The 25,678-nt window shown below is 70.3% G+C and carries 29 protein-coding genes; 12 read left to right on the top strand and 17 right to left on the bottom strand.

Annotated elements, in window-relative coordinates; genetic code table 11:
• Positions 1–17 precede the first annotated feature (17 nt).
• Positions 18–734 (top strand): GMP synthase, encoded by a 717-nt coding sequence (locus DC434_RS12325; RefSeq protein WP_116635595.1) that lies wholly within the window; start codon positions 18–20, stop codon positions 732–734.
• Here the strand turns inward: DC434_RS12325 and DC434_RS12320 are convergent.
• Both DC434_RS12320 and DC434_RS12315 read right to left on the bottom strand, forming a co-directional pair.
• Positions 731–1,195: a glutaminase gene (locus DC434_RS12320; RefSeq protein WP_116635594.1), complete on the bottom strand. Its 465-nt coding sequence runs from the start codon at positions 1,193–1,195 to the stop codon at positions 731–733. The genes DC434_RS12325 and DC434_RS12320 overlap by 4 nt on opposite strands.
• Positions 1,195–2,409, bottom strand: coding sequence for a cation:proton antiporter (locus tag DC434_RS12315; protein WP_116635942.1), 1,215 nt, complete (start codon positions 2,407–2,409; stop codon positions 1,195–1,197). The genes DC434_RS12320 and DC434_RS12315 overlap by 1 nt, the downstream gene beginning before the upstream one ends.
• 85 nt (positions 2,410–2,494) lie before the next feature.
• Here DC434_RS12315 and purU point away from each other — a divergent pair, with 85 nt between their 5' ends.
• Positions 2,495–3,346, top strand: coding sequence for a formyltetrahydrofolate deformylase (gene purU / locus DC434_RS12310; RefSeq protein ID WP_116635593.1), 852 nt, complete (start codon positions 2,495–2,497; stop codon positions 3,344–3,346).
• Between the two features lie 19 nt (positions 3,347–3,365).
• Here purU and DC434_RS12305 read toward each other — a convergent pair whose 3' ends face one another.
• From DC434_RS12305 to DC434_RS12295, 3 genes are read right to left on the bottom strand one after another with little or no spacing between them, the layout of a single operon-like run.
• A complete protein-coding gene (locus DC434_RS12305) occupies positions 3,366–3,761 on the bottom strand; it encodes a type II toxin-antitoxin system VapC family toxin (protein ID WP_116635592.1) in 396 nt (131 codons plus the stop codon).
• Complete coding sequence (locus tag DC434_RS12300; protein WP_116635591.1) at positions 3,758–4,015, bottom strand: type II toxin-antitoxin system prevent-host-death family antitoxin; 258 nt, start codon at positions 4,013–4,015, stop codon at positions 3,758–3,760. The genes DC434_RS12305 and DC434_RS12300 overlap by 4 nt, the downstream gene beginning before the upstream one ends.
• A 38-nt stretch (positions 4,016–4,053) precedes the next feature.
• Positions 4,054–5,100 carry a DUF561 domain-containing protein gene (locus tag DC434_RS12295; RefSeq protein ID WP_116635590.1) on the bottom strand — a complete coding sequence of 349 codons (1,047 nt, stop codon included), beginning with the start codon at positions 5,098–5,100 and terminating at the stop codon, positions 4,054–4,056.
• A gap of 93 nt (positions 5,101–5,193) precedes the next feature.
• On the opposite strand from DC434_RS12295, the gene DC434_RS12290 reads away from it, so the two are divergent.
• Together DC434_RS12290 and yidC are read left to right on the top strand one after the other, a co-directional pair.
• Positions 5,194–5,466: a DUF6412 domain-containing protein gene (locus tag DC434_RS12290; RefSeq protein ID WP_116635589.1), complete on the top strand. Its 273-nt coding sequence runs from the start codon at positions 5,194–5,196 to the stop codon at positions 5,464–5,466.
• Between the two features lie 63 nt (positions 5,467–5,529).
• Positions 5,530–6,288 carry a membrane protein insertase YidC gene (yidC, locus tag DC434_RS12285; protein WP_116635588.1) on the top strand — a complete coding sequence of 253 codons (759 nt, stop codon included), beginning with the start codon at positions 5,530–5,532 and terminating at the stop codon, positions 6,286–6,288.
• Positions 6,289–6,290: 2 nt separating this feature from the next.
• Here the strand turns inward: yidC and DC434_RS12280 are convergent, their stop codons facing one another.
• The 3 genes from DC434_RS12280 to DC434_RS12270 form a co-directional block, all read right to left on the bottom strand.
• A complete protein-coding gene (locus DC434_RS12280) occupies positions 6,291–7,208 on the bottom strand; it encodes a DMT family transporter (protein ID WP_116635587.1) in 918 nt (305 codons plus the stop codon).
• A gap of 59 nt (positions 7,209–7,267) precedes the next feature.
• Positions 7,268–8,152, bottom strand: coding sequence for an SDR family oxidoreductase (locus DC434_RS12275; protein ID WP_116635586.1), 885 nt, complete (start codon positions 8,150–8,152; stop codon positions 7,268–7,270).
• 130 nt (positions 8,153–8,282) lie between these two features.
• The gene (locus DC434_RS12270) at positions 8,283–8,630 is read right to left on the bottom strand and encodes an ATP-dependent DNA ligase (RefSeq protein WP_116635585.1); all 348 of its coding nucleotides are present in this window, start codon (positions 8,628–8,630) and stop codon (positions 8,283–8,285) included.
• 75 nt (positions 8,631–8,705) lie between these two features.
• Here DC434_RS12270 and DC434_RS12265 point away from each other — a divergent pair, with 75 nt between their 5' ends.
• The 3 genes from DC434_RS12265 to DC434_RS12255 all read left to right on the top strand — a co-directional run bounded on the left by DC434_RS12265 (position 8,706) and on the right by DC434_RS12255 (position 10,263).
• Positions 8,706–9,041 carry a hypothetical protein gene (locus tag DC434_RS12265; RefSeq protein ID WP_116635584.1) on the top strand — a complete coding sequence of 112 codons (336 nt, stop codon included), beginning with the start codon at positions 8,706–8,708 and terminating at the stop codon, positions 9,039–9,041.
• A gap of 76 nt (positions 9,042–9,117) precedes the next feature.
• Positions 9,118–9,687, top strand: a complete 570-nt coding sequence (locus tag DC434_RS12260; RefSeq protein WP_243408915.1) for an FHA domain-containing protein — start codon at positions 9,118–9,120, stop codon at positions 9,685–9,687.
• 54 nt (positions 9,688–9,741) lie between these two features.
• Entirely contained in the window at positions 9,742–10,263 is a 522-nt protein-coding gene (locus DC434_RS12255) for a CinA family protein (RefSeq protein ID WP_116635583.1), read from the top strand.
• Between the two features lie 31 nt (positions 10,264–10,294).
• Here DC434_RS12255 and DC434_RS12250 read toward each other — a convergent pair whose 3' ends face one another.
• The 6 genes from DC434_RS12250 to DC434_RS12220 all read right to left on the bottom strand — a co-directional run bounded on the left by DC434_RS12250 (position 10,295) and on the right by DC434_RS12220 (position 17,006).
• On the bottom strand, positions 10,295–11,386 hold the full coding sequence (locus tag DC434_RS12250) for an alcohol dehydrogenase catalytic domain-containing protein (protein ID WP_116635582.1): 1,092 nt from the start codon (positions 11,384–11,386) through the stop codon (positions 10,295–10,297).
• Positions 11,387–11,400: 14 nt separating this feature from the next.
• The gene (locus tag DC434_RS12245) at positions 11,401–12,114 is read right to left on the bottom strand and encodes an HAD family hydrolase (protein ID WP_116635581.1); all 714 of its coding nucleotides are present in this window, start codon (positions 12,112–12,114) and stop codon (positions 11,401–11,403) included.
• Positions 12,111–13,250 (bottom strand): TIGR03364 family FAD-dependent oxidoreductase, encoded by a 1,140-nt coding sequence (locus DC434_RS12240; protein ID WP_116635580.1) that lies wholly within the window; start codon positions 13,248–13,250, stop codon positions 12,111–12,113. Before DC434_RS12240 ends, DC434_RS12245 begins: the two co-directional genes overlap by 4 nt.
• Positions 13,247–15,082, bottom strand: a complete 1,836-nt coding sequence (gene phnE, locus DC434_RS12235; protein WP_243408914.1) for a phosphonate ABC transporter, permease protein PhnE — start codon at positions 15,080–15,082, stop codon at positions 13,247–13,249. Before phnE ends, DC434_RS12240 begins: the two co-directional genes overlap by 4 nt.
• Complete coding sequence (phnC, locus tag DC434_RS12225) at positions 15,079–15,906, bottom strand: phosphonate ABC transporter ATP-binding protein (protein ID WP_116635579.1); 828 nt, start codon at positions 15,904–15,906, stop codon at positions 15,079–15,081. Before phnC ends, phnE begins: the two co-directional genes overlap by 4 nt.
• 170 nt (positions 15,907–16,076) lie before the next feature.
• On the bottom strand, positions 16,077–17,006 hold the full coding sequence (locus DC434_RS12220; protein WP_116635578.1) for a phosphate/phosphite/phosphonate ABC transporter substrate-binding protein: 930 nt from the start codon (positions 17,004–17,006) through the stop codon (positions 16,077–16,079).
• A gap of 168 nt (positions 17,007–17,174) precedes the next feature.
• On the opposite strand from DC434_RS12220, the gene DC434_RS12215 reads away from it, so the two are divergent.
• Positions 17,175–17,918 carry a GntR family transcriptional regulator gene (locus tag DC434_RS12215; RefSeq protein ID WP_243408913.1) on the top strand — a complete coding sequence of 248 codons (744 nt, stop codon included), beginning with the start codon at positions 17,175–17,177 and terminating at the stop codon, positions 17,916–17,918.
• Positions 17,919–18,201: 283 nt separating this feature from the next.
• On the opposite strand, the gene DC434_RS12210 is transcribed toward DC434_RS12215, so the two are convergent.
• Positions 18,202–19,344, bottom strand: coding sequence for a histidine kinase (locus DC434_RS12210; RefSeq protein ID WP_116635576.1), 1,143 nt, complete (start codon positions 19,342–19,344; stop codon positions 18,202–18,204).
• A gap of 225 nt (positions 19,345–19,569) precedes the next feature.
• Between DC434_RS12210 and DC434_RS12205 the strand changes: the two genes are divergently transcribed.
• Positions 19,570–20,226 carry a response regulator transcription factor gene (locus DC434_RS12205; RefSeq protein ID WP_243408912.1) on the top strand — a complete coding sequence of 219 codons (657 nt, stop codon included), beginning with the start codon at positions 19,570–19,572 and terminating at the stop codon, positions 20,224–20,226.
• A gap of 44 nt (positions 20,227–20,270) precedes the next feature.
• Here DC434_RS12205 and DC434_RS12200 read toward each other — a convergent pair whose 3' ends face one another.
• Entirely contained in the window at positions 20,271–21,134 is an 864-nt protein-coding gene (locus DC434_RS12200; RefSeq protein WP_116635575.1) for an EamA family transporter, read from the bottom strand.
• A gap of 240 nt (positions 21,135–21,374) precedes the next feature.
• Between DC434_RS12200 and DC434_RS12195 the strand changes: the two genes are divergently transcribed.
• The 3 genes from DC434_RS12195 (at position 21,375) to DC434_RS12185 (ending at position 24,819) form a co-directional block, all read left to right on the top strand.
• Positions 21,375–22,679: a M18 family aminopeptidase gene (locus DC434_RS12195; RefSeq protein ID WP_116635574.1), complete on the top strand. Its 1,305-nt coding sequence runs from the start codon at positions 21,375–21,377 to the stop codon at positions 22,677–22,679.
• A gap of 47 nt (positions 22,680–22,726) precedes the next feature.
• Positions 22,727–24,169, top strand: coding sequence for a cytosine permease (locus tag DC434_RS12190; protein ID WP_116635573.1), 1,443 nt, complete (start codon positions 22,727–22,729; stop codon positions 24,167–24,169).
• 116 nt (positions 24,170–24,285) lie between these two features.
• Entirely contained in the window at positions 24,286–24,819 is a 534-nt protein-coding gene (locus DC434_RS12185; RefSeq protein WP_116635939.1) for an isochorismatase family protein, read from the top strand.
• Between the two features lie 95 nt (positions 24,820–24,914).
• Here the strand turns inward: DC434_RS12185 and DC434_RS12180 are convergent, their stop codons facing one another.
• Positions 24,915–25,625, bottom strand: a complete 711-nt coding sequence (locus DC434_RS12180) for an MBL fold metallo-hydrolase (protein WP_116635572.1) — start codon at positions 25,623–25,625, stop codon at positions 24,915–24,917.
• Positions 25,626–25,678: the final 53 nt, after the last annotated feature.

The raw sequence follows: 25,678 nt of genomic DNA, 5'->3' as shown, positions 1-25,678 counted from the left end.
ATCGTTAGAATCTCCTGATGGCCTCGCTTCTCTACGTGTGCGTGCGACCCGAGACCGGGGCGGCGGATGCCGAGCACGCCTCGTTCCGGCGGGCGCTCGGCGTCGACGTGGTCGACCGCCTGGATCTGCTCCAGGAGCCGCTCGACCCTGCGCGCCTGCGGGGCTATCGCGGCGTGGTCGTCGGCGGATCCCCGTTCAACGTGACGGACGAGGCGAAGTCCGTGGTGCAGCAACGGGTCGAGGCGAATCTCGAGGCGCTCGCCCGCTCCGCCATCGCCGGCGAGATCGCGGTGTTCTTCACCTGCTTCAGCATCGGCGTCGTCACACGGATGCTGGGCGGCGAGGTCGTCACCGACAGGCCCGAATCGGCCAGCGCCACCGTGATCGAGACGACTCCGGAGGGCGCGGAGGATCCGGTCTTCGGCCCCAGCGGGCGAGCCCTGACCGTGTTCACCGCTCACAAGGAGAGCGCGGCGAGCACTCCGCCCGGAGCCGTGCTGCTCGCGACCAACGAGGTCTGCCCCGTGCAGGCATACCGCGTCGGGACCCACCTGTACGCCGCGCAGTTCCACCCGGAGCCCACACCGCGTGACTTCGCCGACCGTATGACGTTCTATCGCACGACCGGCTACTTCGACCCCGACGAGTTCGATCGCGTGCAGGGGCAGGTGCTCGCGGCATCCGTCACCGAGGGCGCAGCGCTCCTCCGCCGGTTCGCCGAGACCTTCGCCTAGTCGGCGCCTCCGCGCAGCAGCTCCACCCGTTCGCGCAGGTATGCCTCCAACGGCATGAACCCGCCGGCGGCGCTCCAGCGCACCGAGGGAACGCCGTCGATCAGCGCGAGCGGACCGGACGCCCCGCCGGCGTCCACGGCATCCACGTCGATCACGCTCCATCCCACGTGCACCACGTCGCCCTCGTGGAATCCGCCGCGCAGCGCCTCCGCCCGCCGCTCCGCCCGCGCCCGCGCCGACTCGGCGCTGTAGCCGCGGCGTCCGGGATCCGCCGCCCGCAGCACCTCGGCGGTCGCCAGGGCATGCGTCTCGGTCAGCAGCAGCGCGCCCAGGTGCCACGCCTCGCCGACGCGCACGATGCGCCGGCCGCGCCATCGGGATTCGCGCTCCTCGCCGAGTCCTTCCTTCGGGGCGCCGGCGAGATGCCGGACAGCCTGGGTGAGCAGAGCGCTCGCGGTCATCACAGCTCCCCCTGGATACGTTCGTCTGCCGGCTTCGGGCCCGTGATGCGCGACCGCTCGCCGCGGAGGGTGATACCCACCAGCGGATAGATCAGCACCGACAGCATCCCCGCTCCGACCAGGGCGGCGCCCATCCCGGAGTCGATCATGTGCTGGTCGACGCCGATCGCCGCGACCGCCACGATGATCGGGAGGCCCGTCGCGGCGAGGAAGCCGAGCGCCGCCCGATCGCGGATGCTCGCCCCCGTCGGCGCGGAGACCTGCGCGGCCGCACCGCGGATCACGAGCATGGCGATCAGGAACACCGGCACGAGCCAGAGGGCCGCCGGCGACGTGACGAGGGCCTGCAGGTCGAGGGCGACACCGGTGGAGAGGAAGAAGATCGGCACGAGGAATCCGAACGCGATCGCCTCGATCTTGCTCTCCACCACCTCGGCGTCCTTCTTCGGCGCGCGCGCCATGAGGATCCGCCAGATCGCGCCGGCCACGAATGCCCCGAGCAGCATGTCGAGATCGAGCATGACGCTGAGTCCGACGAGCGCCGCGATGAGGAGCAGCACGAACCGCACGGCGAACTGCTCCGAGGTGTGCAGGGTCGCGCGCACGAGCCCGTGGAGGCGCCCGGGAGGAATGCGACGGGCCAGGAGCACGGCGAGCCCGGCCAGGATCACGAAGCCGAGGAGCACGGCAGCGGCGATCGGCGTGGCCCGCGTGCTGAGGAAGATCGAGATCGCGATCAGCGGGAGGAACTCGCCCACGGCGCCGATCACGCTGATGGCCTTGCCGAACGGGGTGTCCATCTCGCGCGCATCGCGCAGGATCGGCATCAGGGTGCCGAGCGCGGTCGAGCTCAGCGCGATGCCGATCACGACCATGCCCTCCCCCGGCGCGAGCAGGAATCCGAGGGCGATGCCGGCTGCGACGCTCAGGATCCAGCCGAGCGAGGCGCGCGCGAGCGGCTTTCCCGAGACCGCGCGGAAGTCGATCTCGGAGCCGGCGACGAAGAAGAGCGCGGCGAGCCCGAAATCGCTGAGCTTGTCGAGGAGCGGGCCCGGCTCGACCCACCCCAGCACCGCAGGCCCCACCAGGATGCCGAGCACGAGCTCGAACACGATGATGGGCACGCGCACGACCGGTCGGACACCGCGGGCGAGGAGAGGCGCCGCGACGGCCAGCAGGGGGATCAGCACCAGTGCCAGGTCGCTCGCGTCCACGGTCTCAGAGTAGCGACGCCGGGCGGCGATTCGCCCGGCGGCCTGCATCCACGGCAGAATCGATGCACACCCTCGAGGAGCCTCCATGTCTCAGCCCGATACCGCCCGCCTCCTGATCGCCTGCGATGACCAGCCCGGCATCGTCGCAGCGGTGGCCGGAGTGCTCGCTCGGCACGGCGCGAACATCATCTCGCTCGACCAGCACTCGACGGACTCCGAGGGCGGGCGCTTCTTCCAGCGCACGGTGATCCACCTCGACGGCCTCGCCGCCGCGCGCCCGGCGCTCGAGACCGACATCGCCGCTGTCGCCGAGCGCTTCGGCATGGAATGGTCGCTGCACGACGTCGCCCGCCGCAAGCGCGTCGCGATCTTCGTCTCGAAGTACGACCACTGCCTGATGGAGCTGCTCTGGCGCACGCAGCGCGGCCAGCTCGACATCGACATCACGATGGTCGTCTCGAACCACCCCGACCTCGCCGAGGCGGTGCGCTCGTTCGGCGTCCCGTTCGTGCACATCCCCTCGGGCGACAAGCAGCTCATGGAGCAGCGCCAGCTCGAGCTGCTGCAGGGCAACGTCGACCTGGTCGTGCTCGCCCGCTACATGCAGATCCTCACCGACGACTTCATCGAGCGGCTCGGCGCCCCGGTCATCAACATCCACCACTCCTTCCTGCCCGCGTTCATCGGCGCGAACCCGTACGCGCGAGCGAAGGATCGCGGGGTGAAGCTGATCGGCGCGACAGCGCACTACGCGACGGCCGACCTCGACGAGGGCCCCATCATCGAGCAGGACGTCACGCGCGTGACGCACTCGGAGTCCGCAGCGCAGCTGCAGAGCCGCGGCGCCGACGTCGAGCGCCAGGTGCTCGCCCGCGCCGTGCAGTGGCACGCCGAGGATCGCGTGATCGTGCACGGCAAGTCCACGGTCATCCTCTAGCGCAGGCGCAGGGAGCGCGTCAGGCTCTCGCACCGATGATGTCGACGGCGAGCCCATGTGATGCCGCAACCAAGCGCTTGTCGTTCGTCCACAGCTCTGTGCAGCCGGCCAGCTGAGCGGCAGCGAGGTGCACAGCATCCGGGGTCTTCAGGCCGAAGTCCGCGCGCAACTCGGCGGAGCGGATGAAGACTGCCGCATCGAGATCGATCGTCGCCATTCGCTCGAACGCACCCAGGTAACGGTCCCGCAGCTCGGCGTTGCGGTCTTTGATCGGACGAACGAGGCACTCGTGAAGCGCGAGGGGACTCGAGACCACCGCGACATCGATCTCCTTGAGCGCACGTCTCACGGCATCGCCCCTGGGGCCGCTGTCTTCGAGCGCGTAGATCAGGATGCACGAATCGAGATAGATCATTCCCAGGCGTCCCGGCTCTCGGCGATCTGGGCGTCAAGATCTGCAGCGGAACGAGTGAGCCGGTCCGGCAGCGGGTGCTGCTCGATCCATTCGACGAGGAACCGCCCGCTGTGCACGACATCGACCGGGCCGATGGGGACGATCTTCGCCACCGGCGTTCCGCGCTTGGTGATCACCACCTCTTCGCCTGCCTGGGAGTCGGCGATCAACCGCGAGAGGTTGTTACGCGCTTCGAGCACGTTGTAGATGGACATATGGCTAGCCTAGCCATCTTCCTGGCTAGGCTCCAGGGTCACTGATCGACGGGAACCCCCGCCACGAGCTCCGCGAAGACCTCGGCCGCGGTGTCGTGGCGGATCAGCGGGGCGACCTGCCCCATCCACAGACCCTGCAGCTCGCCGAGGCCCTGCTGATTGGCCGCGGTGCGGAAGCGCCCCGTCAGCCAGTTCTGCATCGGGAAGGGCGCGATGGTCCCGCTCGCCTCGATCGCGCGCACCACGCGGTTGCGCGCTCCGCGCGCGAGCCGGCCGCTCATCGCCCGGGTGAGCACGGTCTCGTCGGCGGCGGTGGCGCGGATCGCGGCACGGTGCGCGTCCGTCGTCGCGGATTCGTCGGTGGCCAGGAACGCCGTCCCGACCTGCACGCCTGACGCGCCGAGAGCGAAGGCCGCAGCGACACCTCGCCGGTCCGCGATGCCGCCCGCCGCGATCACCGGCACATCCACCGCGTCGACGACCTGCGGGATCAGCGCGAAGGTCCCGACCAGCGAGTCCTCGGCCGGGCGCAGGAACGAGACGCGGTGCCCCGCGGCCTCCATCCCCGTCGCCGCGATCGCGTCAACGCCCGCCTCGGCGAGAGCTGTGGCCTCGGCGACCGTCGTCGCCGTTCCCACCACGCGGATGCCGCGGCGGCGGGCCTCGTCGATCAGCTCGGCCGACGGCACCCCGAAGACGACGCTCAGCACCGCGGGCGAGATGTCCCAGATCGCCTCGAGCTGCTCGTCGAGCGACGGCAGGTACTGCTCCGGCCGCCCCGGCACCTCGACGCCGACCGCCTCGTAGAAGGGCTCCAGCGCCTGGGCGAACACCGTGTGCTGGGCATTGGGTGCGACCTCGTCGCCCGTCGGGAGCCAGATGTTGACCCCGAACGGCCGGTCGGTCGCGGCGTGCAGCTCAGCACCGGTCGCCCGGATGCGGTCGCCGTCGTAGCCGTACAGCCCGAACTGGCCGAAGCCGCCCGCGTCGCTCACGGCGGCGGTCAGCCCGACAGAGGAGAGTCCGCCGTACGGACCGAGGAAGATCGGATGCTCGATGCCGAGCAGCGCGCGAAGGTCACTCATGCTTCGACGTTACTCCCGCCGCGAACAGGGTGGATCGAGGCCGACATGGCCCGCCGGCCGATGCTAGCCTCGCTGCAGGAGAGGAGAGCGCGCATGAGCGAGTGGTTCGGGCAGATGCTGAGCATCCTCGCGACCGCGCTCGGGCTCGTCTCGATGCCGGATGCCGCGGCCCTCGGCCTCGCGGTGGCCCTCCTCGCCGTGACCGCCCTCACGCTCGCCGTCGTGCTGAGCGTGCGTCCGATGCTCGGCGCCGACGAGCCGCATCCGCTGCGCGCCATCGACGTCGGAACGCTTCTCTCGCAGAGCGATCCGGATGCCGCGGGCCACCCCCGTCCGCGGGCGCCGGGAGTCGCGACCGCCGCGTAGTCCGTTCACTCGGGATCGCGCGGCCTTCGCCGACCCTTCCCGACGTCTCGAACGGACACCTCCATGGACCCCTTTGCCTTTCCGCCCCTCGCCGCCCTCCTGAACGCCGCCTACGGCGCCCTGGTCGGCCTCTCCACGCTCCTCGAGCCCCTCGCCGGGGCATCCGCCGCAGCCCTCGCCGTCGTGCTCGTCACGCTGCTCGTGCGCGCCCTGCTCATCCCCGTCGGCATCTCGCAGGCCAAGGCCGAGCAGACCAGGTCCCGCCTCGCCCCGAAGCTGCGCGAGCTGCAGCGCCGCCACAAGAAGAACCCGGAGCGCCTGCAGAAGGAGACGCTCGCGCTGTACCGCGAGGAGAACACGTCCCCCTTCGCGGGGATGCTGCCGGTGCTCGCGCAGGCGCCCGTGGTCGGCATCCTCTACACGCTGTTCATCCGCACCGACATCGCGGGGCACGCGAACGACCTGCTCGCCCATGATCTGCTCGGTGCGCCGCTCGGCACGAGCCTCGTGTCGGCGCTCTTCGGCGGGACGGCCACGCCGTCGACCTGGCTCGTCTTCGGCGCCCTGCTCCTCGTGATGATCGCCGTCGCGGAGGTGACGCGTCGCGTCTTCCAGCCGGCGCCGATCGAGGGCGACGACTCCCCGCTGAACTCGCCGACCATGCTGCGCGTGGTCTCCGCGATGCACTACCTGACCGCGGTGTTCGCGGTGTTCGTGCCGCTCGCCGCGGCGCTCTACCTGACCGTGACCGTCGTCTGGACGCTCGTGCAGCGCGTCATCCTGCGGCGGCGATTCCCGCTCGCCGTCCCGGTGCGGGGCTGACGTCAGTCGGGCAGCGGGATCGGCGCCGTGAACGGGCCGGACCCGCTGTCCGTCCGGCGTTCGCGGCGCACGCCGAGCGTGGTGCCGACGCTCGCCGCGATCACGAGCACGACGGCCAGCATCCGCAGCGGGGTCGCGTCCTGTCCGAGGATGAGCCAGCCGGCGAGCGTGGCGAAGGCGGGCTCGAGACTCAGCAGCACACCGAACACGCGCTGCGGCAGCCTCCGGAGCGCCGCGAGCTCGAAGCTGTACGGGATGACGGACGACAGCACGGCGGTGATCGCGGCCAGCAGCAGCAGCTGCATGTCGCCGGCGACGATCGACACGGTCGGAACGCCCACCGGCAGAAGCAGCACCGCCGCCACGACGAGACCCATGGCCAGGCCGCTGCTGCCCGGGATGAGCGCGCCGACCTTGGCGCTCATCCGGATGTACATGATCCAGAAGCCCGCGGCTATGAGGATGAACACGACGCCGAGAGGGTCGAGCGGCTCGGCGCCGATCAGACCGTCGATCCCGAGCAGCGCCATGCCGAGGAGGGCGACCCCGACCCATGCGGCGTCCGCGAGTCGCCGGGTCAGCACCGCGGCGAGCACGAGCGGCCCGAGGAACTCGATGGCGACCGCCGGCCCGAGCGGGATGCGGTCGATCGCGGCGTAGAAGAAGCCGTTCATCGCGGCCAGCGACACTCCGAAGAGAGTCGCGGCCAGCCACTGCCTGCCCGTCCACCGTCGGGGGCGCGGTCGCACGATCACGACCAGCAGCAGGGCGGCGATCGCGACCCGCAGAGAGGTCACTCCCCACGGGCCGAGGACCGGGAACAGCTGCGCGGCGACCGCCGCGCCGAAAGGCAGGGAGAGGCAGGAGCCGACGACCAGCGCGACCCCGACGAGGGGACCGGATGCCGCGGGCTTCTGCACTCCCCCAGCCTAGGCGCGATCGCCGGGGCGACCACGCCGCGCCGGCAGTTCCCGCGGTGTCAGAGCGCCTTTCCGCCGGTGACCGCGATCACGGCTCCCGTGACGTACGACGACTCCGCCGAGGCCAGGTGCACGTAGGTGCCGGCGAGCTCCGCCGGCTGACCGGCGCGCCCGAGCGGGGTGTCGGCCCCGAACGTCGCGAGGCGCTCGGCATCCCATCCGGTGGCGGGGATCAGCGGCGTCCAGATCGGGCCGGGCGCGACGGCGTTGACCCGGATGCCGCGCGGTCCCGCCTCTTCGGCGAGCGCCTTGACGAAGGCCACCTGGGCGGCCTTGGTCATGGCGTAGTCGATGAGCCCCGGCGACGGCTGCGACGACTGGATCGACGAGGTCACGATGATGCTCGCGCCGGGCTCGAGGTCAGGGTAGGCGGCCCGCGCCGTGAACACGAGGCCGGCGAGGTTCGTGTCGAAGACGCGGCGCATCCGCTCGGTCGGAAGGTTCTCGAACCCGTCGATGTCGTGCTGGTAGGCGGCGTTCAGCACCAGCACGTCCAGCCCGCCGAACTCGCTCCTCGTGCGGGCGACGATGTCGGTGGCGAAGGCCTCGTCGCGCAGGTCGCCGGCGAGGCTCAGGCCCTTGCCTCCGGCCTCCCGGACGAGGGCGAGCGTCGCGTCGGCATCCGCCTGCTCCTCGGGCATGTGGGCGATCGCGACATCGGCGCCCTCACGGGCGAAGGCGATCGCGACGGCGCGGCCGATGCCGGAGTCGCCGCCGGTGATCAGAGCCCGCCGGCCGTCGAGGCGGCCGTGCCCGACATAGGTCTCCTCGCCGTGGTCCGGCGTCGGGGTCGTGTGGTCCGTGAGCCCCGGCTGGTCCTGCTGCTGCGCGGGGAAGCCCTCTTCGCGGTGGGCGTGCCGGGGGTCGGATGTGCTGTCGGCCATGCTGGCTCCTCGTCTGCTCGGCGTGCGCTCGAGCAGGTGTCGCCCGGGCGTCAGCGACGAGCCTCCCCGACGGCTTCCGCCGCGGGCAGGGGGTTGACAGCGGCGTCCGCCGGGCCGAAGGTGCCGGCTGCTACACCGGTGCGCCGGCCGGGGCGTCTCCTGCGCCCGCCGCCTCGCCCGCATCGGAGGGTTCGGGCACCAGGTACAAGCCGCTCGGCGCGTTGGCCGTGAAGGCGAGAGCCTCGATCCAGGCGCGGTTGATCGAGGGCTGACGGCTGCCGAAGTACTTGAAGACGAGGGAGCTGTTGGGCTGGATCCACACGGTGGTCCGTCCGCCGCCGACGCTCGCATCCTCGCGCCAGCTGAAGGGGAACGGCTCGCCGCGACGGAGCTTGGCGGTGATGACGAGCTGCAGGTGTGTGAGGGCGCGATCCTCGATCTCGGTCTTCACGCCGCCCTCGTAAATGAACTTGCCCATGTGCTCCTCATTCTCCCGGTGCGGCGGCCCGACGAGTCTTGTCTGATTCGTCCTCGTCTGCGTAGCGTAAAGCCTATGGGCATCCTGTACTACGGTGACGCAAGGAATCCGATCCAGATCGACGATCTCGTGCTGGCGCACCTCAAAGTCGTGATCGCGACCAAGCTGCGTCGGAACGAGAGCTTCACCCTGTCGTGGCGCCATCCCGAGGGCGATCCCGACGGCCGTTCGACGATCTGGCTCCACCCGTCGATCCCGCTGCGGTTCACCTTCGACGACCCCGTGGCCCCGGAGCTGGAGCCCGAGTGGATCACCGCGATGGCGACATCGGCGAACTCCAGCGGCGGGATCACCCTGCTGACCGCCGACATGATCCCGAAGGACGAGCGCGACGAGACGGACGCCCCGTGAGGGCGAAGTCAACCCCCTCACGCAGAACGGTGCCCGCCGCCTAGCGTGAAGGGACCGATCCGAGGAGGCCACCGCCATGAACGCACGACACATCGACGACCGCCCCGATGACGGCTACACGCCGACGACCACGCATGCCGAATGGGGTGCCGGCAACCCGCTGCTGCGCATCACGCGCGACGATGAGCGGTCGGAGTTCGCACTCGAGGCCGACGTCGTGCGCATCGGCTCGGCCGACGGCAACGAGCTGCGACTGCCCGACACGGATCCCGTGCACGCCACGATCACGCACGACGAGCGCGACGAGTACGTGCTGACCCTCCACGGCGAGGGCGAGATGAACGCCAACCCCGCAGCGGATGCCACGCACGAGGGCGATGCCACCGAGACGCTGCGCACCGGCGCGCGGTTCACCGCGGGGCCGTGGACGCTCGTCTTCGCGCGCGAGGAGTTCGCCGATCACGGTCGCCCCTTCGGCGGCCGCAAGGGTGGCGAGTACTCCGACCAGCCCCTGCAGCCTCCGCGTCCGGATTACGCCGCCGGCGAGGCGCCGGAGTCCGCCGACGAGCCGCAGCCGGAAGACCCCGCGTCCACCGATGCTCCCCAGACGAATGAGCCGCAGTCCGCGCCCGACCGGGGCGTCTGACCGCGCCAGCCGACACGAGCACCTGACCCGACGAGCAACCGACCGGGAGGACCGTTGAGCGACGAGGGCGGCTCCGCCGACATCATCCGACTCGGCGAACGTGCCGAGGCCCACGGCCTGAGGGTCGGCGTCGCGGAGTCGCTGACGGCCGGCCGACTGGCGAGCGCGGTCGGTGCCGGCCCCGACGCCTCGCAGTGGTTCGCCGGCGGGGTGGTGGCCTACCTCACCGATGTGAAGGAGCGCGTCCTCGGGCTGGTGCCGGGCACCGACCCGTGTTCCGCCGCCGCCGCGGAGCAGCTGGCCGTCGGCGCCCGGGAACTCCTCGACGCCGACATCTGCGTCTCGACCACCGGCGTCGGCGGTCCGGGCTCCGAGGGCGGGCATCCGGCTGGGACCGTCTACCTCGGATGGGCCACCGTCGACGAGGTCGGACATCGCCGCCTCGCCCTCGACGGCGATCCGGAGGACATACTCCGAGCGACCGTCGAGGCCGCGATCCGGATGCTGACGTTCCATGCCGACGGACTCGAGCCCGCACGTCCCGGGCACGCGATCGAGGGCGACGGGCCCGCCTGATTCTGCCTGTTCCTGACCGCTCCCGTCGGCCTCAGCGCCCGGGCACGAGGCCGATGCGCAGCGGTGCCTCCGGACCTGCGGCCTCGACGAGGGCCTCGTCGATGTCGAGCAGGGATCGGACGGCGCCGACCGCGTCGGCGAACGGATAGGCGCGACCGCGGCCGGCGAGGAACGCCACCGCCTCCGCCAGCTCCGCGCCGGTGTAGTTGTGGATGCCGGCGACGGTGACCAGGCGGCGCACGATGCTCTCCGCGTCGAACGGCGCGGGGTCGGCCGGGAAGACGCTGCCGACGAGCACGACCGTCCCGCCGACCGCGACCCCGTCGAGCGCGGCCACCACCGCGTGCCCCGACGCCTCGATGACGACGTCGGGTTCGCGCGGGAGGGCATCCGCAGCGCCGAAGCGCGTGGCCAGCGCCCGCCGTGCAGGGTTCGGATCGAGCACCTCGACCGTCGCTCCCTGCTCCGCCGCGATGGCCGCGGCGGACAGCCCGACGAGACCCGCGCCGTGGATGCGCACCGTCGCTCCGTCGAGGTCGTGGTCCCGACCGGCGCGCGCCACCGCCGCCCACGCCGTCGCGGTCGCGCAGGATGCCGGAGCGAGGACGGATGCCGGCAGCGCCTCCGGCACGCGGACGATGGCGGTGCCCTCTCGGAGCTGCACGTGGGTCCCGAACGCGCCGGTGAGGTCGCCGTGCGCGCCGACGCGGTCGTGGCCGTACTTGCCCAGGGTCCGGCATTTCTGCGGAAGGCCCTGCAGGCACCGGTCGCAGCTCGCGCACGAGACCGTGACCGACCAGACCACGCGGTCGCCGATGCGGAGCGGAGTGCCGTCGACCGCGTTCGCCCCGGAGTCGCCGGTCGCGATCACGCGGCCCACGCTCTCGTGACCGAGCACCAGGGGCGTCGGCGCCGACCGGCGTCCCTGCACGGTGTGCACGTCGGAGCCGCAGATCGTGGACATCTCGACGGCGACCAGCACGTCGCCGTCGGCGAGGGCGACCCCCGGCACCGCGATCGTCTCGTGCGGATGCCCCTCGCCGACCCACACCATCGCGGTCGCCGCGGGGCGGAGGGCCACGTCGCGCCGGTGGCCGGGCGGACGGATCAGCAGCGTGCCCATGTCGCGCCCGCGTCTCAGGTGGCGGGGACCGCGCGCAGCAGTCCGCGGTCGGCGAGCACGTCGCGGAGGACGGTGACGTCGTCGAGCACGGCATCCGCTCCCGCGCCCTCGAGAGCGACCCGGTCGTGGGCGCCGCTGAGGACGCCGGCGACGAAGCCCGCGCCCGCACGGCGTCCGGACTCGACGTCGCTGACGGTGTCGCCCGCGACGCCGACCGCCGCGACGGAGGACGTCTGCGTGCGGAGCAGGGCGGTGAGCACCAGGTCGGGGGCAGGGCGGCCGCGGCCGGCGTCGACCGGCGAGAGCACCAGGTCGACGAGTCCGTGCCAGCCGAGCCCGTCGATCAGCGCGTCGCGGGTGACCGGCGCGAAGCCCGTGGTCAGCACGACCGTGAGCCCGGCGTCCTTGAGCCCCTGGATCGCGTCGGCCGCACCCGGGATCTCCGTGACGCCCTGCTCGGCGACGATCTCGGCGTACGCGCCCTCGAAGGCGGCAGTGGCACGCTCGGCTGCCGCGACGTCGCCGCCGGCGAGGTGGGTGAAGACGTCGATCTTGGACTGGCCCATGGTGACGCGGACGTGGTCGAGCGCCTCGGCCCACGGCATCCGCTCGGCGACGCCCGTGCGCTCGGCGGCGCGCTGGAACGCCTGCTCCACGACGCCGTCGTCGAGCACCGTGGTTCCTGCCATGTCGAGGACGACGAGTTCGAGGGGAGTTGTCGTGGTCATGATCTTCCTTCCATTGCGGGTGCCCACCCGAAGGCGGCGGTGAGATTCTCTTCGGCGAGCCCCAGACCCGTGGTCATTCCGATGCCGGTGGTCGCGGCGAGCACCAGCGCTCCCTCCTCGCCCCGTTCGATGAGGAACTCCTGCGCGCCCTTGGCGTACACGCCCTGCCACCGCTCGAGCACGCGCGGCGTCGGCATGTCGAACAGAGCCTCCGCCTCGGCGAGGAACGCCGTGAACGCGGCCTCGGGCTGGAAGGGGGCGGGCGCGATCGCGGTCGCGTGGGAGTCGCCGATGATGAGCGAGCCGTCCGGCAGCTGCGTGTACATCTGGTTGAGGTCGAGGGCGGCGAGATCCGGCCGTTCGGCGTGCAGTCGATCGCGCAGTGCGGCGGACTCCGGACCGCCGGCGAATCGCCCGTACCGCACCAGCGACCAGCCGGTGAGCAGCGGGGCGGAGAGCGGATGCCGGAGCGTCACGGCCGCGCGCATCATGTCCAGCGCGCAGCGGACGATGCCATGGCGTTCGGCGACCTCCGGCAGCAGCTGATCGATGTCGTGGTTGACGGCGACGACGACGTTCGCGCAGGTGATAGTTCCGCGCGTCGTCTCGACGCGACCGGCTCCCAGCGCGGTGACGGCCGTGCGGAACCGGAACTCCACGCCCAGCGCCGCGAGGTGACGCACGATCGCAGCGGCCGCGGTGCGCGGGTCGGTCTGCAGATCGGTCTCGATGCGGGCGCCGCCGAGGAGGCCCTCGCGTCGCAGCGGCGCGAGGCGGAGCAGTTCGTCGGCCTCCAGCATCCGGATGCCACCGTCGCCGGCGGCCGCCTCGAGAACGGCGAGCTCGTCGTCATGGCGGGCGGCGACCAGCGTGCCCGACTCCCGCAGCCAGAACCCGGCGTCCTGGGAGAGGCGCAGCCAGAGCTCGCGAGAGACGTCGGCGTAGCGCCGGGCCTCTCCGGTCTGCGCCCCGATGCAGAGGTGCCCGAAGTTGCGGATCGTGGCTCCTGTCACGGCATCCGCACGGTCGACCACGATGACGCGAAGGCCGCGGCGGACCGCCCCATACGCGGCGCCGAGTCCGACGATGCCGGAGCCGACGACGACGAGGTCGGCGGAATCAGGTGACGTGGTCATCGGAACACCTTCCGCATCCACATGGCGAGACCCTCGACGACGAGCACGGTGGCGAGGATCATCAGGACGATCGCGGTCACGGTCTCGTACCGAGAGCCCTGGCTGGCGTTGAGCAGGTAGTAGCCCACGCCGCCGCCGCCGACGATGCCGAGGATCGTCGCCGCGCGGATGTTGGTGTCGAGCATGTAGAAGCTGTGACCGATCAGGGCCTGCATCCCCTGCGGCACCGTGGCCGACGTGTAGGTCTGCAGGCGGGTGGCGCCGACGGCGCGCAGCGCGCGCTCCGGTCCGCGGTCGACCTCCTCGAAGGAGTCGGCGATGAGCTTGCCGAGCAGGCCGACGCCGCCGATGGCGAGCGCGATGACGCCGGCCTGCGGACCGAGCCCGGTGACCACCACGAGCACGATCGCGAGGATGAGCTCCGGGATGCCCCGGATGCCGACGAGCAGGAAGCGCGCGGCGCCGCGCGCCCCGGGGCTCGGCGCGACGTTGCTCGCCGCGAGCGAGCCGAGGATGAGCGAGGGAAGCAGGGTCAGCACGGTCGCGGCGAGTGCGATCGCGACCGTGTCGCGCATGGCCTCGAACATGACGCTCGCGTCGTAGCTGCCGAAGGAGGGCGGCCAGAACTTCACGGCGACCTCGGGGAGCTTGCCCCAGAAGGTGAAGAAGTCGAGCCAGTTGATCTGGCTCACGACGACGCTGCCGACCACGATAAGCACCGCCACGACGCCGGCGATCGCGTGGCGCACACGCTGCGCCGTCCACGGGCGGCGCACGGCTGTCGCGGGGCTCGCCGCCCAGGCGGGACGCTCGGTCGATGCGGCTACAGACCCCCGCGAACCGAGGCGCGGGTGCAGCAGGCGGTCGATCCACGAGCGCGTCTGCTTCTGCTGTCCGAGCATCGCACCGCGCACCATGCTCGAGACGATCTCCATGACGATGCAGAGGATGAAGATGACCAGGGCGATGCCGAGACCCTTGCCGTAGTTGAGTGCCTTGAACGCGTAGGACATCTCGAGTCCGAGACCCGCGACGCCCACATAGCCGAGGACCACGCTGCCGCGGAGGTTGATGTCGTTGCGGTGCAGCACCGTCGCGACCCAGCTGGGGAGCACCTGCGGGAGGATGCCCGAGGTGAACTCCTGCAGCTTCGAGCCGCCGGCGGCGCGGATCGCGAGGCGGGGACCCTCGTCGATCTGCTCGATCGCATCGGCGAACATCTTCGAGATCATGCCGATCGAGTGGATGCCGATCGCCAGGATGCCGGGGAGCGTGCCGAGCGAGAACATGAGCACGAAGGCCATCGCGAGCACGACGTCCGGAAGCGCGCGGGTGAGCACGCCGATGAAGCGCGCCGCCGCGCGCCAGCCGTTGCCGGGCGTCGTGTTGGACGCCGCGAGGTAGGCGATCGGCACCGAGAGCACCGCGGCGAGCAGGGTGCCGACGAGCACGAGCCCGACGGTGAGTGCGATGAGCCAGGCGAGATCGCCGGGCTCCGGGAACGACAGCCCGCCGACGCGTGCCAGGAAGTTCTCGGCGTTGCCCCAGCTCTGTGCCATCGCGGGGAGCGAGATCCCGACCTCGTTCACGGCGAGGATGCCGATCACGAGGAGGGCGAGCAGCGTCAGCGACGCGGCGATCCGCTCCGGGGAGACGGCGCGGCGCGGCGCGCGCTCGGCGACATCACCCGGGGTCCCCGAGCCTCCCCCCTGGGTCCCTGAGCCTGCGCCCTGGGTCCCTGAGCCTGCGCCCTGGGTCCCTGAGCCTGCGCCCTGGGTCCCTGAGCCTGCACCCTGGGTCCCTGAGCCTGTCGAAGGGCGCACGACCGTCATGACGCCGCCACCTGCGACGCGGCATCCGCCAGTTCCATCGTGACGGCGGCGATCTCGGCGGTCGTCGTCGCGACCCGGCCGTAGATCTCCATGACCTCGGCCTTGGTGAGGTCGGTCGTCGGCATGTCCAGCACGATCTCGCCGTGGCGGAGCCCGACGATGCGGTCGGCCCAGGAGATCGCGAGGTCGACCTGGTGCAGGCTGCAGACCACGGTGAGGCCTTCGTCGGCCGCGATCTCGCGGATGAGTGCCATCACCTGGTCGCTCGACTCCGGGTCGAGCGAGGCGACGGGCTCATCGGCGAGCAGGATGTCGGGCTTCTGCATCAGGGCGCGCGCGATGGCGACCCGCTGCTGCTGTCCGCCGGAGAGCGTGTCGCTGCGCTGGTAGGCGCGGTCGAGCAGGCCCACCCGATCGAGGTGCTCGAGTGCGGTGAGCTTCGCGGCCTTCGAGTAGCCCCAGAGGCCGAGGCGCGGACCGCGGACCCCCGAGAGCGACCCGGTGAGCACGTTCTCGAGCACCGTGAGCGAGGGCACGAGCTCGAACTGCTGGAAGATGAAGCCCACGCGACTGCGCAGGTTGCGCAGCGCCCGACCCTTCAGCGTCGGCACCTGCCGGCCCAGCACCTCCACCGACCCGGCGGTCGGGAGCTCGAGTCCGTCGAGGTGGCGGAGAAGCGTCGACTTGCCGGAGCCGCTGAGGCCGAGCAAGACGACGATCTCGCCCCGGGAGACCTGCAACGAGGCATCCTTCAGCGCCGTGGTGGACCCGAAGGTCTTCGTCACGCCCTCGAGACGGATGAGGGCATCGGATGCCGCGTTCATGGGTTTCTCCTGGTGAGATCGAGCGAGAGATGGATGGCCCTTCGACAGGCTCAGGGACCCACTGGGTCGCTGAGCCGGGGCCCCGCGCCCGGAGGCTCCCGGCGGCGCCGAAGGCGCCGCCGGGAGGGGGCGTGGGGATCGAAGCGCACGGTCGAGCGGGCTGCGGGGCGTCAGCCCTGGCACTGCTCCGCTTCGGTCTCCTTGCAGATGTCGCGGATGAGGTCGTAGTACGCGTCGTCGACCGGCTTCGTGGCGTAGAACACGCTGCGGAACGAGTCGGAGTCGGCGCTGTCGATGCCGGCTGCGATGATGTCGTCGATCGTGATGTCGGCCAGGCCGTCGATCAGCTTCTTCGAGACGTCCTCGGGGAGGGTCGAGGAGTAGACCAGCGGGGCGCCCGGCACCATGGTCTCGTCGATGACCTTGACGGCATCCGACTTCTCGACCTCGGAGTCCTCGGCGAATCCGGCCTCGCACTCGACGCCCTCACCGGTCTTCTGCACGCTGACGTCGTGCTTGCCGGCGAAAACGGGGGTGATGTCGGTCTTGGGGTCGATGCCCGCCTTGAGCAGGTTGTACGAGGGGAAGAGGTAGCCCGAGGTCGAGGACGGGTCGACGAAGCAGACCTTCTTGCCCTTGAAATCGGCGATGCTGGAGATGTCGCTGTCCTTGGGCACGATCGCCTGCGAGTAGTACCCGGGCTCCTGGCCCTCCTCGGTGACGATGGAGGAGATCGGGGTGAGCTTGGCACCGTTGTTGGTGGCGGTGACGTAGGTGAAGCCGGAGAACGATGCGACGTCGACCTTGCCGGCGACCGCGGCCTCGATCAGCGCGGCGTAGTCGGTGGACTCGTGGTACTCGACCGTCTTGCCCGAGATCTCGGCGATGTAGTCCATCAGCGGCTGGTAGTTCGTCTCGGTGTCGACCGAGTCGGGCACGACGCCGAAGACGAGGGTGTTCTCGTCGACCGCGAAGCTGCTCGTGGACGACGACTCGTCCGCTCCGGGGGTGCCGGTGGCCTCGGCCGAGCCGGAACAGGCGGCGAGGCCGAGGGCGAGGATCGCCGCGCCGGCGAGGGCGGGGAGAGCGCGAAGCTTCATGAGGACCTTTCAGGGTGGGAGGGGTGAGCCACGAAGACTCTCGCACGCGCTCCATCGAGATATGTACCTAACTTGGAAGAGTTCAGCGGTCGTTTACCCGGGATTCTCCTGAATGAACACTGACGGAACGAGGCGCGGCCCGCTGAGGTGGTGAAGTAATGTACCTATGTGGCTGAAGCTGTGTACACCCAGATCGCGGACGACCTCCGCGACCAGATCGTCGCGGGCGTCTTGCGTCCGGGCGATGACGTCCCGACCGAGGCGGAGCTCGCCGAGAAGTGGCGCACGTCGCGCGGCCCGATCCGGAACGCGCTGGCGGCGCTCCGGAGCGAGGGGCTGATCGAGACGAGCCGCGGGCGGCCGGCACGCGTGGTCGCACGGAAGGCGAACCAGGCCGTCGACGTCTCGGTGCCGTTCACGCGATGGGCGCGCGAGCTGGGCGTCTCCCCCGGCGCTCAGACGCAGGAGCTGAGCCTGCGGCGCGCCGGCGACATGGCCGCCGCGCTCGGCGTGGAGCCCGACGACACGATCGTCAGCGTCGTCCGCCTCCGACTTCTCGACGGGCGCCCGACGATGCTGGAGCGTCTCGCGTACACCGAGGTCGCGGGCCGGCGGCTCTTCGAGGTCGACCTGGACGAGGTCTCGATCACCGAGCACCTCGCGTCGGTCGGGCATCCGATCGTGAGCCTGCAGCATGTGATCGACGCCGTGGCGGCGGACGATCAGGATGCCGCGCTGCTGCGGGTGGCTCGCGGGACGCCGATCCTGCGGCTCAGCCGCACGTCGCGAGACGCGGAGGGCCGGATCTTCGAGGCGTCGGAGGACCGCTACCTCAGCGAGGTCGTGCGCTTCACCGTCGCGGCATCCGGGATCTCGAACGACGGCCACTACATGAGAGCGGTGGGCGGCTAGCGAAGGAGCGCAGGCGCCCGGATGTCGGTCTGGCGACAGCGGGCGCAGCGAAGTAGCGGTGTCCGGAAGGACAGAAGGCGATCGCGAGCGCGCAAGTGTTTCAGAAGCCAGAAAGACCGCGCTCGCGATCGCAGCGCTGGGGACGCTTTATTCTGGGGAGGTTTCAGGATATGTGCCTGGAGAGCCCGATTTGTAGGGCCAAAGGTCGAGACCTTTAGTGGACTTTCGTCCAATATCGCGGAGATGCCACGCGATTCATCGGCCTACTATACCCCGCCGCGCGTCAGGCGATGGGAAGGCGGGCGGACACCAGCCAATGACCGTCGACCTCGCCCGCGCTGAACTCGCCACTCGCGCCGATCACCCGCTCCGCCATCCGTCCGAGACCCGTGCGGCTGGAGGACAGCTCGCGTCGGGGCGTCGTCGGGAGCGGGCTGCGCAACGTGAGCGCGGCCGCGTCGTCATCGAGTTCGAGACGGACCAGCACCTCTCCGGGGCCGGCGTACTTCAGGATGTTGGTGGCGGACTCGCGCACGATCCTCGCGAGCACGATCTCCGCAGCACGCGGGATGCGCTCATCCCGGAGGTCGCCTTCGAGACGCACCGGGTGGCCGGCGGATTCGAATTCCTGCCGCGCCTCGTCGATCGCGTCGGCGAGGTCACCCGTCTGCATCTCGGCGGACCGCGGTCCGTCGTCCGCGAGCTCGATCACGAATCGGAGATCCGCCATCGCCTTTCTCGCGGCGACGCGGATCGCTTCTCGCGAGTCGTTGCTGGTGGAGGGGTCCTCGAGCATCTGCACATGCAGCGCCACCACCGTGAGGTGATGGGCGATGCTGTCGTGCAGCTCGCCGGCGATCCACCGTCGCTCGGCGAGCACTGCTTCTTTCTCCTGCTCTGCCTGTTCGATCAGCTGCAGTTCCAGTCGGCGACCTCGTGCGAAGGCCAGCCGCAGGGCGAAGCCCACGGCGCCTGCCACGGTGGCGAAGACGAGGTACAGCCCGACGTTCACGTTCGCTTCGGCGTCGCCGTTCGCGACGAGCGCCGCCGCCACGAGGAACGCGCCGGTGTAGGAGAGGATCAGGGAAGTCCACCCCAACCGCATGACCAGCCCAGCGGCGACAGCGGCGGCGGTCAGAACCTGGAGTTCAGACCCGGGGATGAAGGACAACGCGAACACGGCACCGAGGGCGCATGTCGCGATGAGAGGTTTCCAGAGGTAGAGCGTGAACGCGGCCGTCGAGGCGATGCTCACGAGCAATGCGATCGGGTTTACCCCTGGTGTCGTGAAGAAACCTATGAGATCTGTGGCGACGGTGATGGAGACGATCACCAGGACGACGATCCGCTCGATGGTGCTGAGCTTCTCACCCCGGGCCAAGCGGAACGTGTCCGCGGATGCCCGGTCTGAGTGGTCGAAGGCCATGTTTCACTATCTCCTATTCGCCAGGTACTCTAGCTGTGAAGACCAAAGAACTTGCCAACCTGCTGCCAGAAAGTCATAACATTCACCTCATTTCCTAGTCGTTTGTCGATGTCTTTACCCATCTTCTCGGCGAAGCACAGTGAGCACATCTGACTTGCAGCTAGACCTTTTTGGCCAAAGGTCTACATGCGAGCGGCCCGAAGCAGCCGCCGTTAGGCTTCCCTCATGCCTGACATCCGAGTCCTGATCGTCGACGACGACCCATTGGTCCGCTCGGCGCTCTCGCACTTCGTCTCTCGCGACCCTGAGATCAAGGTCATCGGGCAGGCCGAGGATGGCGTCGAGGCCATCGCCACGGTGGAGCGCGAGCAGCCGGACGTGGTCATGATGGACGTGCAGATGCCGGAGATGAACGGCATCGAGGCGACGGGCGTCATCGTCGAGCGGTGGCCGCACGTGCGGGTCCTCGCCGTGACGACGCTCGACGGACGCGACACGGTCCTGCCGATGCTGAGCGCCGGAGCATCGGGGTACCTGCTCAAGGACTCCAGCGCCGAGGAGATCGTGATCGGCGTGCGCGAGGTGCACAGCGGCCAGAGCTCGCTGTCACCGCGGATCGCATCGATGCTCATCAAGCACGTACGCGATTCCGAACCGCTCACCGGGGACGCGACAGACCTCGAGCCGCTCACCGACCGGGAGGCGGAGGTGCTCCAGTGCCTGGCGAAGGGCATGTCCAACGCCGAGATCGCGCGGGCCCTCATCGTGTCCGAGGGGACCGTGAAGGCGCACCTCGGACGCATGATGTCGAAATGGCACCTGCGGGACCGCGTGCAGATCCTCGTCGCGGCCGCGCACGCCGGGCTCGTGAACTTCCGCTGACGAAGCCGCGTGCGGGCCCGGGCGACGGAGTCGACCCGCTCCGCTCACACGGCGAGCAGCACGATGCCGAGGACCACGACCAGTGACGCGCCGATGCGCCACCAGGGTCGCGATTCCCGCAGCACGAACACCCCGAAGAGGCTGACGAGCACCACGCTCACTTCCCGCAGGGGCGCGACCAGCGCCACGGGGGCGATCTGGATGGCGGTGAGCACGAGGATGTACGACAGCGGGGACAGGATGCCGAACACGAGGATCCGCCGCCAGTGCAGGCGACCGAGGGCCCACACGGCATCCCACCGCCGACGCACCGCCACGGAGTAGAACGGCACCTGCAGCAGAGTCGTCCCGACCATGAACGCGACCGGGGAGAGGTTCCAGGTGCGCACCGCGTGCGCGTCCCAGATCGTGTAGATCGCGATCGCGACACCGGTGAGCAGCCCGAACAGCAGGCCGGGATCGATCCGACGGGTCCGCGCTCCGGTCCCGCGGTCGACGAGACCGATCGCCACGACGCCGACGATGATCGCCGCGACGCCGACCAGTGCGACGACCGACGGCCGCTCGCCGAGCAGCAGCACGGCGACGATCACCGACAGGAACGGTCCCGTTCCCCGCGCGGTCGCGTACACGGTCGACAGGTTCCCTTCCCGGTACCCGCGCTGCAGCACCACCATGTAGCCCACGTGGAGGGTCGCGGAGACCCCCACCCCGAGCACGAACGATCCGAGGTCGTCGGCGCCGAGACCACCGGTGAACGGCACCGCCCCGATCCACACGACGGTGCTGGACACGGCGCCCCACCACAGGAACGGGAAGCCCGCTCGGCTCACGCCGTGCGCGATGACGTTCCATGCGGCGTGGGCTATCGCGGCGCCGAAGACCAGGACGAACGCGAGAGGGGACATGACGAGACCCTTCCGTCCGACGCGGGCGCGACGAACAGGGTCCTCCGGGCTTTTGTCCTGTCAGATGACGGCTCGCCTGCGGAGGCGGACCGTGGCGCCGCTCGGACCAGACGGGACGGACCCCGGAACCCTAGGCGCTATCGCGGTACACCATAACCCATCGTCGGGAACGGGAGATGAACAGGACGAACGCGTTGCGCCGCCTACGATCGAAGGACACCCCTGCAGGAAGGTCACGACATGCCCGTCACCCCGGACGCTCTCGCCCACGCCGAGGACCTCGCCGACTTCGTCGCCGCCTCTCCGTCGAGCTACCACGCGGCTGCCGAGGTCGCCCGCCGCCTCGAAGGCGCCGGATTCACCCGACTGCAGGAGGAAGAGGCGTGGCCTGCGCAGCCCGGCGGGCGCTTCGTCGTCGTCAGGGACGGCGCCACGATCGCCTGGGTGGTGCCGACGGATGCCGCGGCGACCACGCCCGTGCACGTCTTCGGCGCGCACACCGACTCCCCCGGCTTCAAGCTCAAGCCGCAGCCGACCACCGGTGCCCGCGGATGGCTGCAGGCGGCGGTCGAGGTGTACGGCGGTCCGCTGCTCAACTCCTGGCTCGACCGCGAGCTGCGCCTCGCCGGACGCCTCGCCCTCGCGGACGGCAGAGTGGTGCTCGCCGACACCGGTCCTCTGCTGAGGCTGCCGCAGCTGGCCATCCATCTCGATCGCGGCGTCAACAACGGGCTCTCCCTCGACAAGCAGACCGAGACGCAGCCCGTCTGGGGCCTCGGCGACCCGACCCAGGCCGACATCCTCGCGGAGCTCGGTGCGTCCGCCGGCGTGACGGCATCCGATGTCCGCGGCTACGACGTCGTCATCGCCGACACCGCGCGCGGCGCCGTCTTCGGCAAGGACGACGCGTTCTTCGCCTCCGGACGCCTCGATGACCTCGCGTCCGTGCACGCCGGAGTCGTCGCGCTCGGTGAGATCGCCGCCCGTTCGACAGGCTCAGGGTCCCGTGCGGGTCGCCCCGTCGCGGTGCTCGCCGCCTTCGACCACGAGGAGCTCGGTTCCGAATCCCGCTCAGGAGCGGCCGGCCCCTTCCTCGAGGACGTGCTCGAGCGCCTCTACGCCGGACTCGGCGCGGACGCCACCGACCGCCGTCGGGCGTACGCATCGTCCTGGTGCCTGTCCAGCGACGTCGGCCACTCGGTGCACCCGAACTACGTCGCCAAGCACGACCCGGTCGTGCAGCCCGTCCTCGGGTCGGGCCCGATCCTCAAGCTGAACGCGAACCAGCGCTACGCGACGGATGCCGTCGGCACGGCCGCGTGGCGCGAATGGTGCGAGCGGGTCGGGGTCACGACCCAGGAGTTCGTGTCGAACAACGGCGTGCCGTGCGGCTCGACGATCGGCCCGATCACCGCCACCCGGCTCGGCATCCGCACCGTCGACGTCGGCATCCCGATCCTGTCGATGCACTCCGCGCGCGAGCTCGCCGGCGTCTCCGACCTGTACGACCTCTCGCGCACCGCGGAGTCGTTCTTCACCGCCTGACCCCGATTGCCGCCCCCGGCACGCTCGCGCAGTGCCAAGATGTGTCCATGACGGACATCAAGCCTGCTCTCATCGAGCGCGCGGGCATCGAGATCATCCCCGAATCCGAGCGGAACGCGAAGCCCCGCGACCTGTTCTGGCCCTGGTTCGCAGCGAACGTGTCGGTCTTCGGCATGTCGTACGGGTCGTTCGTGCTCGGCTTCGGCATCTCGTTCTGGCAGGCGACCCTGGTGTCGATCATCGGCATCGTGGTGTCGTTCCTGCTGTGCGGACTCATCGCCATCGCCGGCAAGCGCGGCTCGGCGCCGACCATGGTGCTCTCCCGGGCCGCGTTCGGCGTGCAGGGGCAGAAGGTGCCCGGCATCATCTCGTGGCTGACGTCGATCGGCTGGGAGACGTTCCTCGCGATCCTCGCCGTGCTCGCCACCGCGACGATCATCACGCAGCTCGGCGGCGACGGCGACAGCGTCGCGCTGAAGATCATCGCGACCGTGATCGTCGCGGCGCTCATCGTGACGGCATCCGTCCTCGGGTACCACACGATCATGAAGCTGCAGTCGGTGCTCACCTGGATCACCGGCGTCGTCACCGTGCTCTACATCATCCTCGCGGCGCCGAGCATCGATCTCGCCGCCGTCATGGCGCGTCCCGACGGCGGCATCGGCCAGGTCGTCGGCGCCCTCGTCATGGTCATGACCGGATTCGGCCTCGGCTGGATCAACATCGCCGCGGACTGGTCGCGCTACCAGAAGCGCACGGCATCCGATGGCGCGATCGTCGCGTGGAACACGATCGGCGGCTCGGTGGCTCCGGTGATCCTGGTGGTGTTCGGCCTGCTGCTCGGCGGCTCGGACGACGACCTCATGAACGCGATCGCCGCCGACCCGATCGGCGCGCTCGCCTCGATCCTCCCGGTCTGGGTGCTGGTGCCGTTCCTGCTCACGGCCGTGCTCGCGCTCGTGTCGGGAGCGGTGCTGGGCATCTACTCCTCCGGGCTCACGCTGCTGAGCCTCGGCATCCGCATCCCCCGCCCCTCGGCGGCGGCGATCGACGGCGTGATCCTCACGATCGGAACGGTCTTCGTCGTCTTCTTCGCGACCGACTTCCTCGGACCGTTCCAGAGCTTCCTCATCACTCTCGGTGTGCCGCTCGCGTCGTGGGCCGGCATCCTGATCGCCGACATCCTGCGCCGTGGGAAGGACTATGACGAGGATGCCCTGTTCGACTCGGCCGGCCGCTACGGCGCCTGGGATTGGACCTCGATCGGCACCATGATCGTCGCCTCCGTGATCGGCTGGGGCTTCGTGATCAACAACTTCGCCGCCGATGCCCCCTGGAACAACTGGCAGGGGTACCTGTTGGTCCTGATCGGCGGCAAGGACGGCGAGTGGGCCTACGCGAACCTCGGCGTCTTCTTCGCGCTGGTGCTGTCGTTCCTCGTGACGTACTTCGCGCGCGCCGCGAAGATCCGGCGACAGGAAGAGGCGTGAGCCCTTCGACTGGCTCAGGGACCCAGGGACCCGGTGAGCGAGGCGCGCTCGACCACTCCCCGGTCGTCGAGCGAGGAGCGCAGCGACGAGACGAGACGCCAGGCCCCGACGCCTGGCTGGTCGTGATCGACCCGCAGACGATCTTCGCCGCACCCGACTCGGCCTGGGGATCGCCGTTCTTCGCCGACGCGATGCCGCGCATCCGCGCCCTGGCCGATGCCTTCGGCGAGCGCGTGATCGTGACGCGGTGGATGCCGACGGCCGACCGCTCGACCTCCTGGGGCGCCTACTTCGCCGCGTGGCCCTTCGCCGACCAGCCGCCGACCGATCCGCTGTTCGCCCTGGTACCCGAGGCGGTCGGGCTGTCGCCGCATCCGACGCTGGATCTGCCCACGTTCGGCAAGTGGGGCCCGGAGCTCGAGGCCCTGGTCGGGCGAGCGGCGCGTGTCCTGCTGGCCGGGGTGTCGACCGACTGCTGCGTGATCTCCACGGCGCTGGCCGCGGCGGATGCCGGGGCACACGTGACCATCGCCGCCGACGCCTGCGCAGGGTCGACGGCCGAGAACCACGCCGCGGCGATCCAGGTCATGGGCCTGTATCCGCCGCAGATCACCGTGAGCGACACGGCATCCGTCCTCGCGGCGCGCTGAGCCCTGTCCCGATCTGCATACCCTCTCCCGATCTGCGGGCGAATTCCCCGAAACCATCCGCTGATCGGGACGGACTCCGCGAATCGGGACCCCGGTCAGGCCGCAGCCCGCACCGCCGCGGCGATGCCGGCAGGCGACCCCTGCCACGGGGCGCCGTGCCCGGGCAGCACCCACGACGCCGACACCCCTGCCAACCGGTCGAGCGAGCTCATGGCCGTGTCGGGCTCGTCGGTGAACGGCGCCGGCTGAGCGCCCGTGCGACCGGTGAGCACGTGGCGTGTGGTGAGCGCGTCACCGACGAAGACCGCGTCGGCGACGGGCACGTGCACCGCGATGCTCCCCGGCGAGTGGCCCGGCATCCCGAGGATCACCGGAGCGCCGGGGAGAGCGAGCACGTCGCCGTCCGCGACCTCGACGACCTCGCTGACGTGGTGCGTGCGCAGGGCGTTCTTGCGGATGCCGTAGGCGAAGAAGCCCAGCGTCGGTCCGAGCCGTGCCGGCCCCATCGCCGTCTTCGGCTTCTCCCCGGTGCGCACGCGGTGGGCATCCGCCGCATGGATGAAGACGGGAACCCCGGCCTCCCGGCGCAGGCGCTCGGCGAACCCGATGTGATCGCTGTCGCCGTGCGTCAGCACGAGGCCCCGGATGTCGGACATCGGACGCCCGATCTCCGCCAGCTCGGCCTTCAGGTCGTTCCAGTGCCCGGGGAGTCCCGCGTCGATCAGCGTGATCCCCTCCGGGACGTCGATGAGGTACGACGCGACGATGTCGTTGCCGAGCCGATGCAGGTGCGGTGCGAGCTTCATGGCGGATTCCTTCCGGGGATGTTTGCGATGGCTACGATACGTAGCTATGATGG

This window comes from Microbacterium sp. TPD7012 (genome assembly GCF_003075395.1).
Classification (GTDB): domain Bacteria; phylum Actinomycetota; class Actinomycetes; order Actinomycetales; family Microbacteriaceae; genus Microbacterium.
This window is presented reverse-complemented; position numbering and strand designations above follow the sequence as displayed.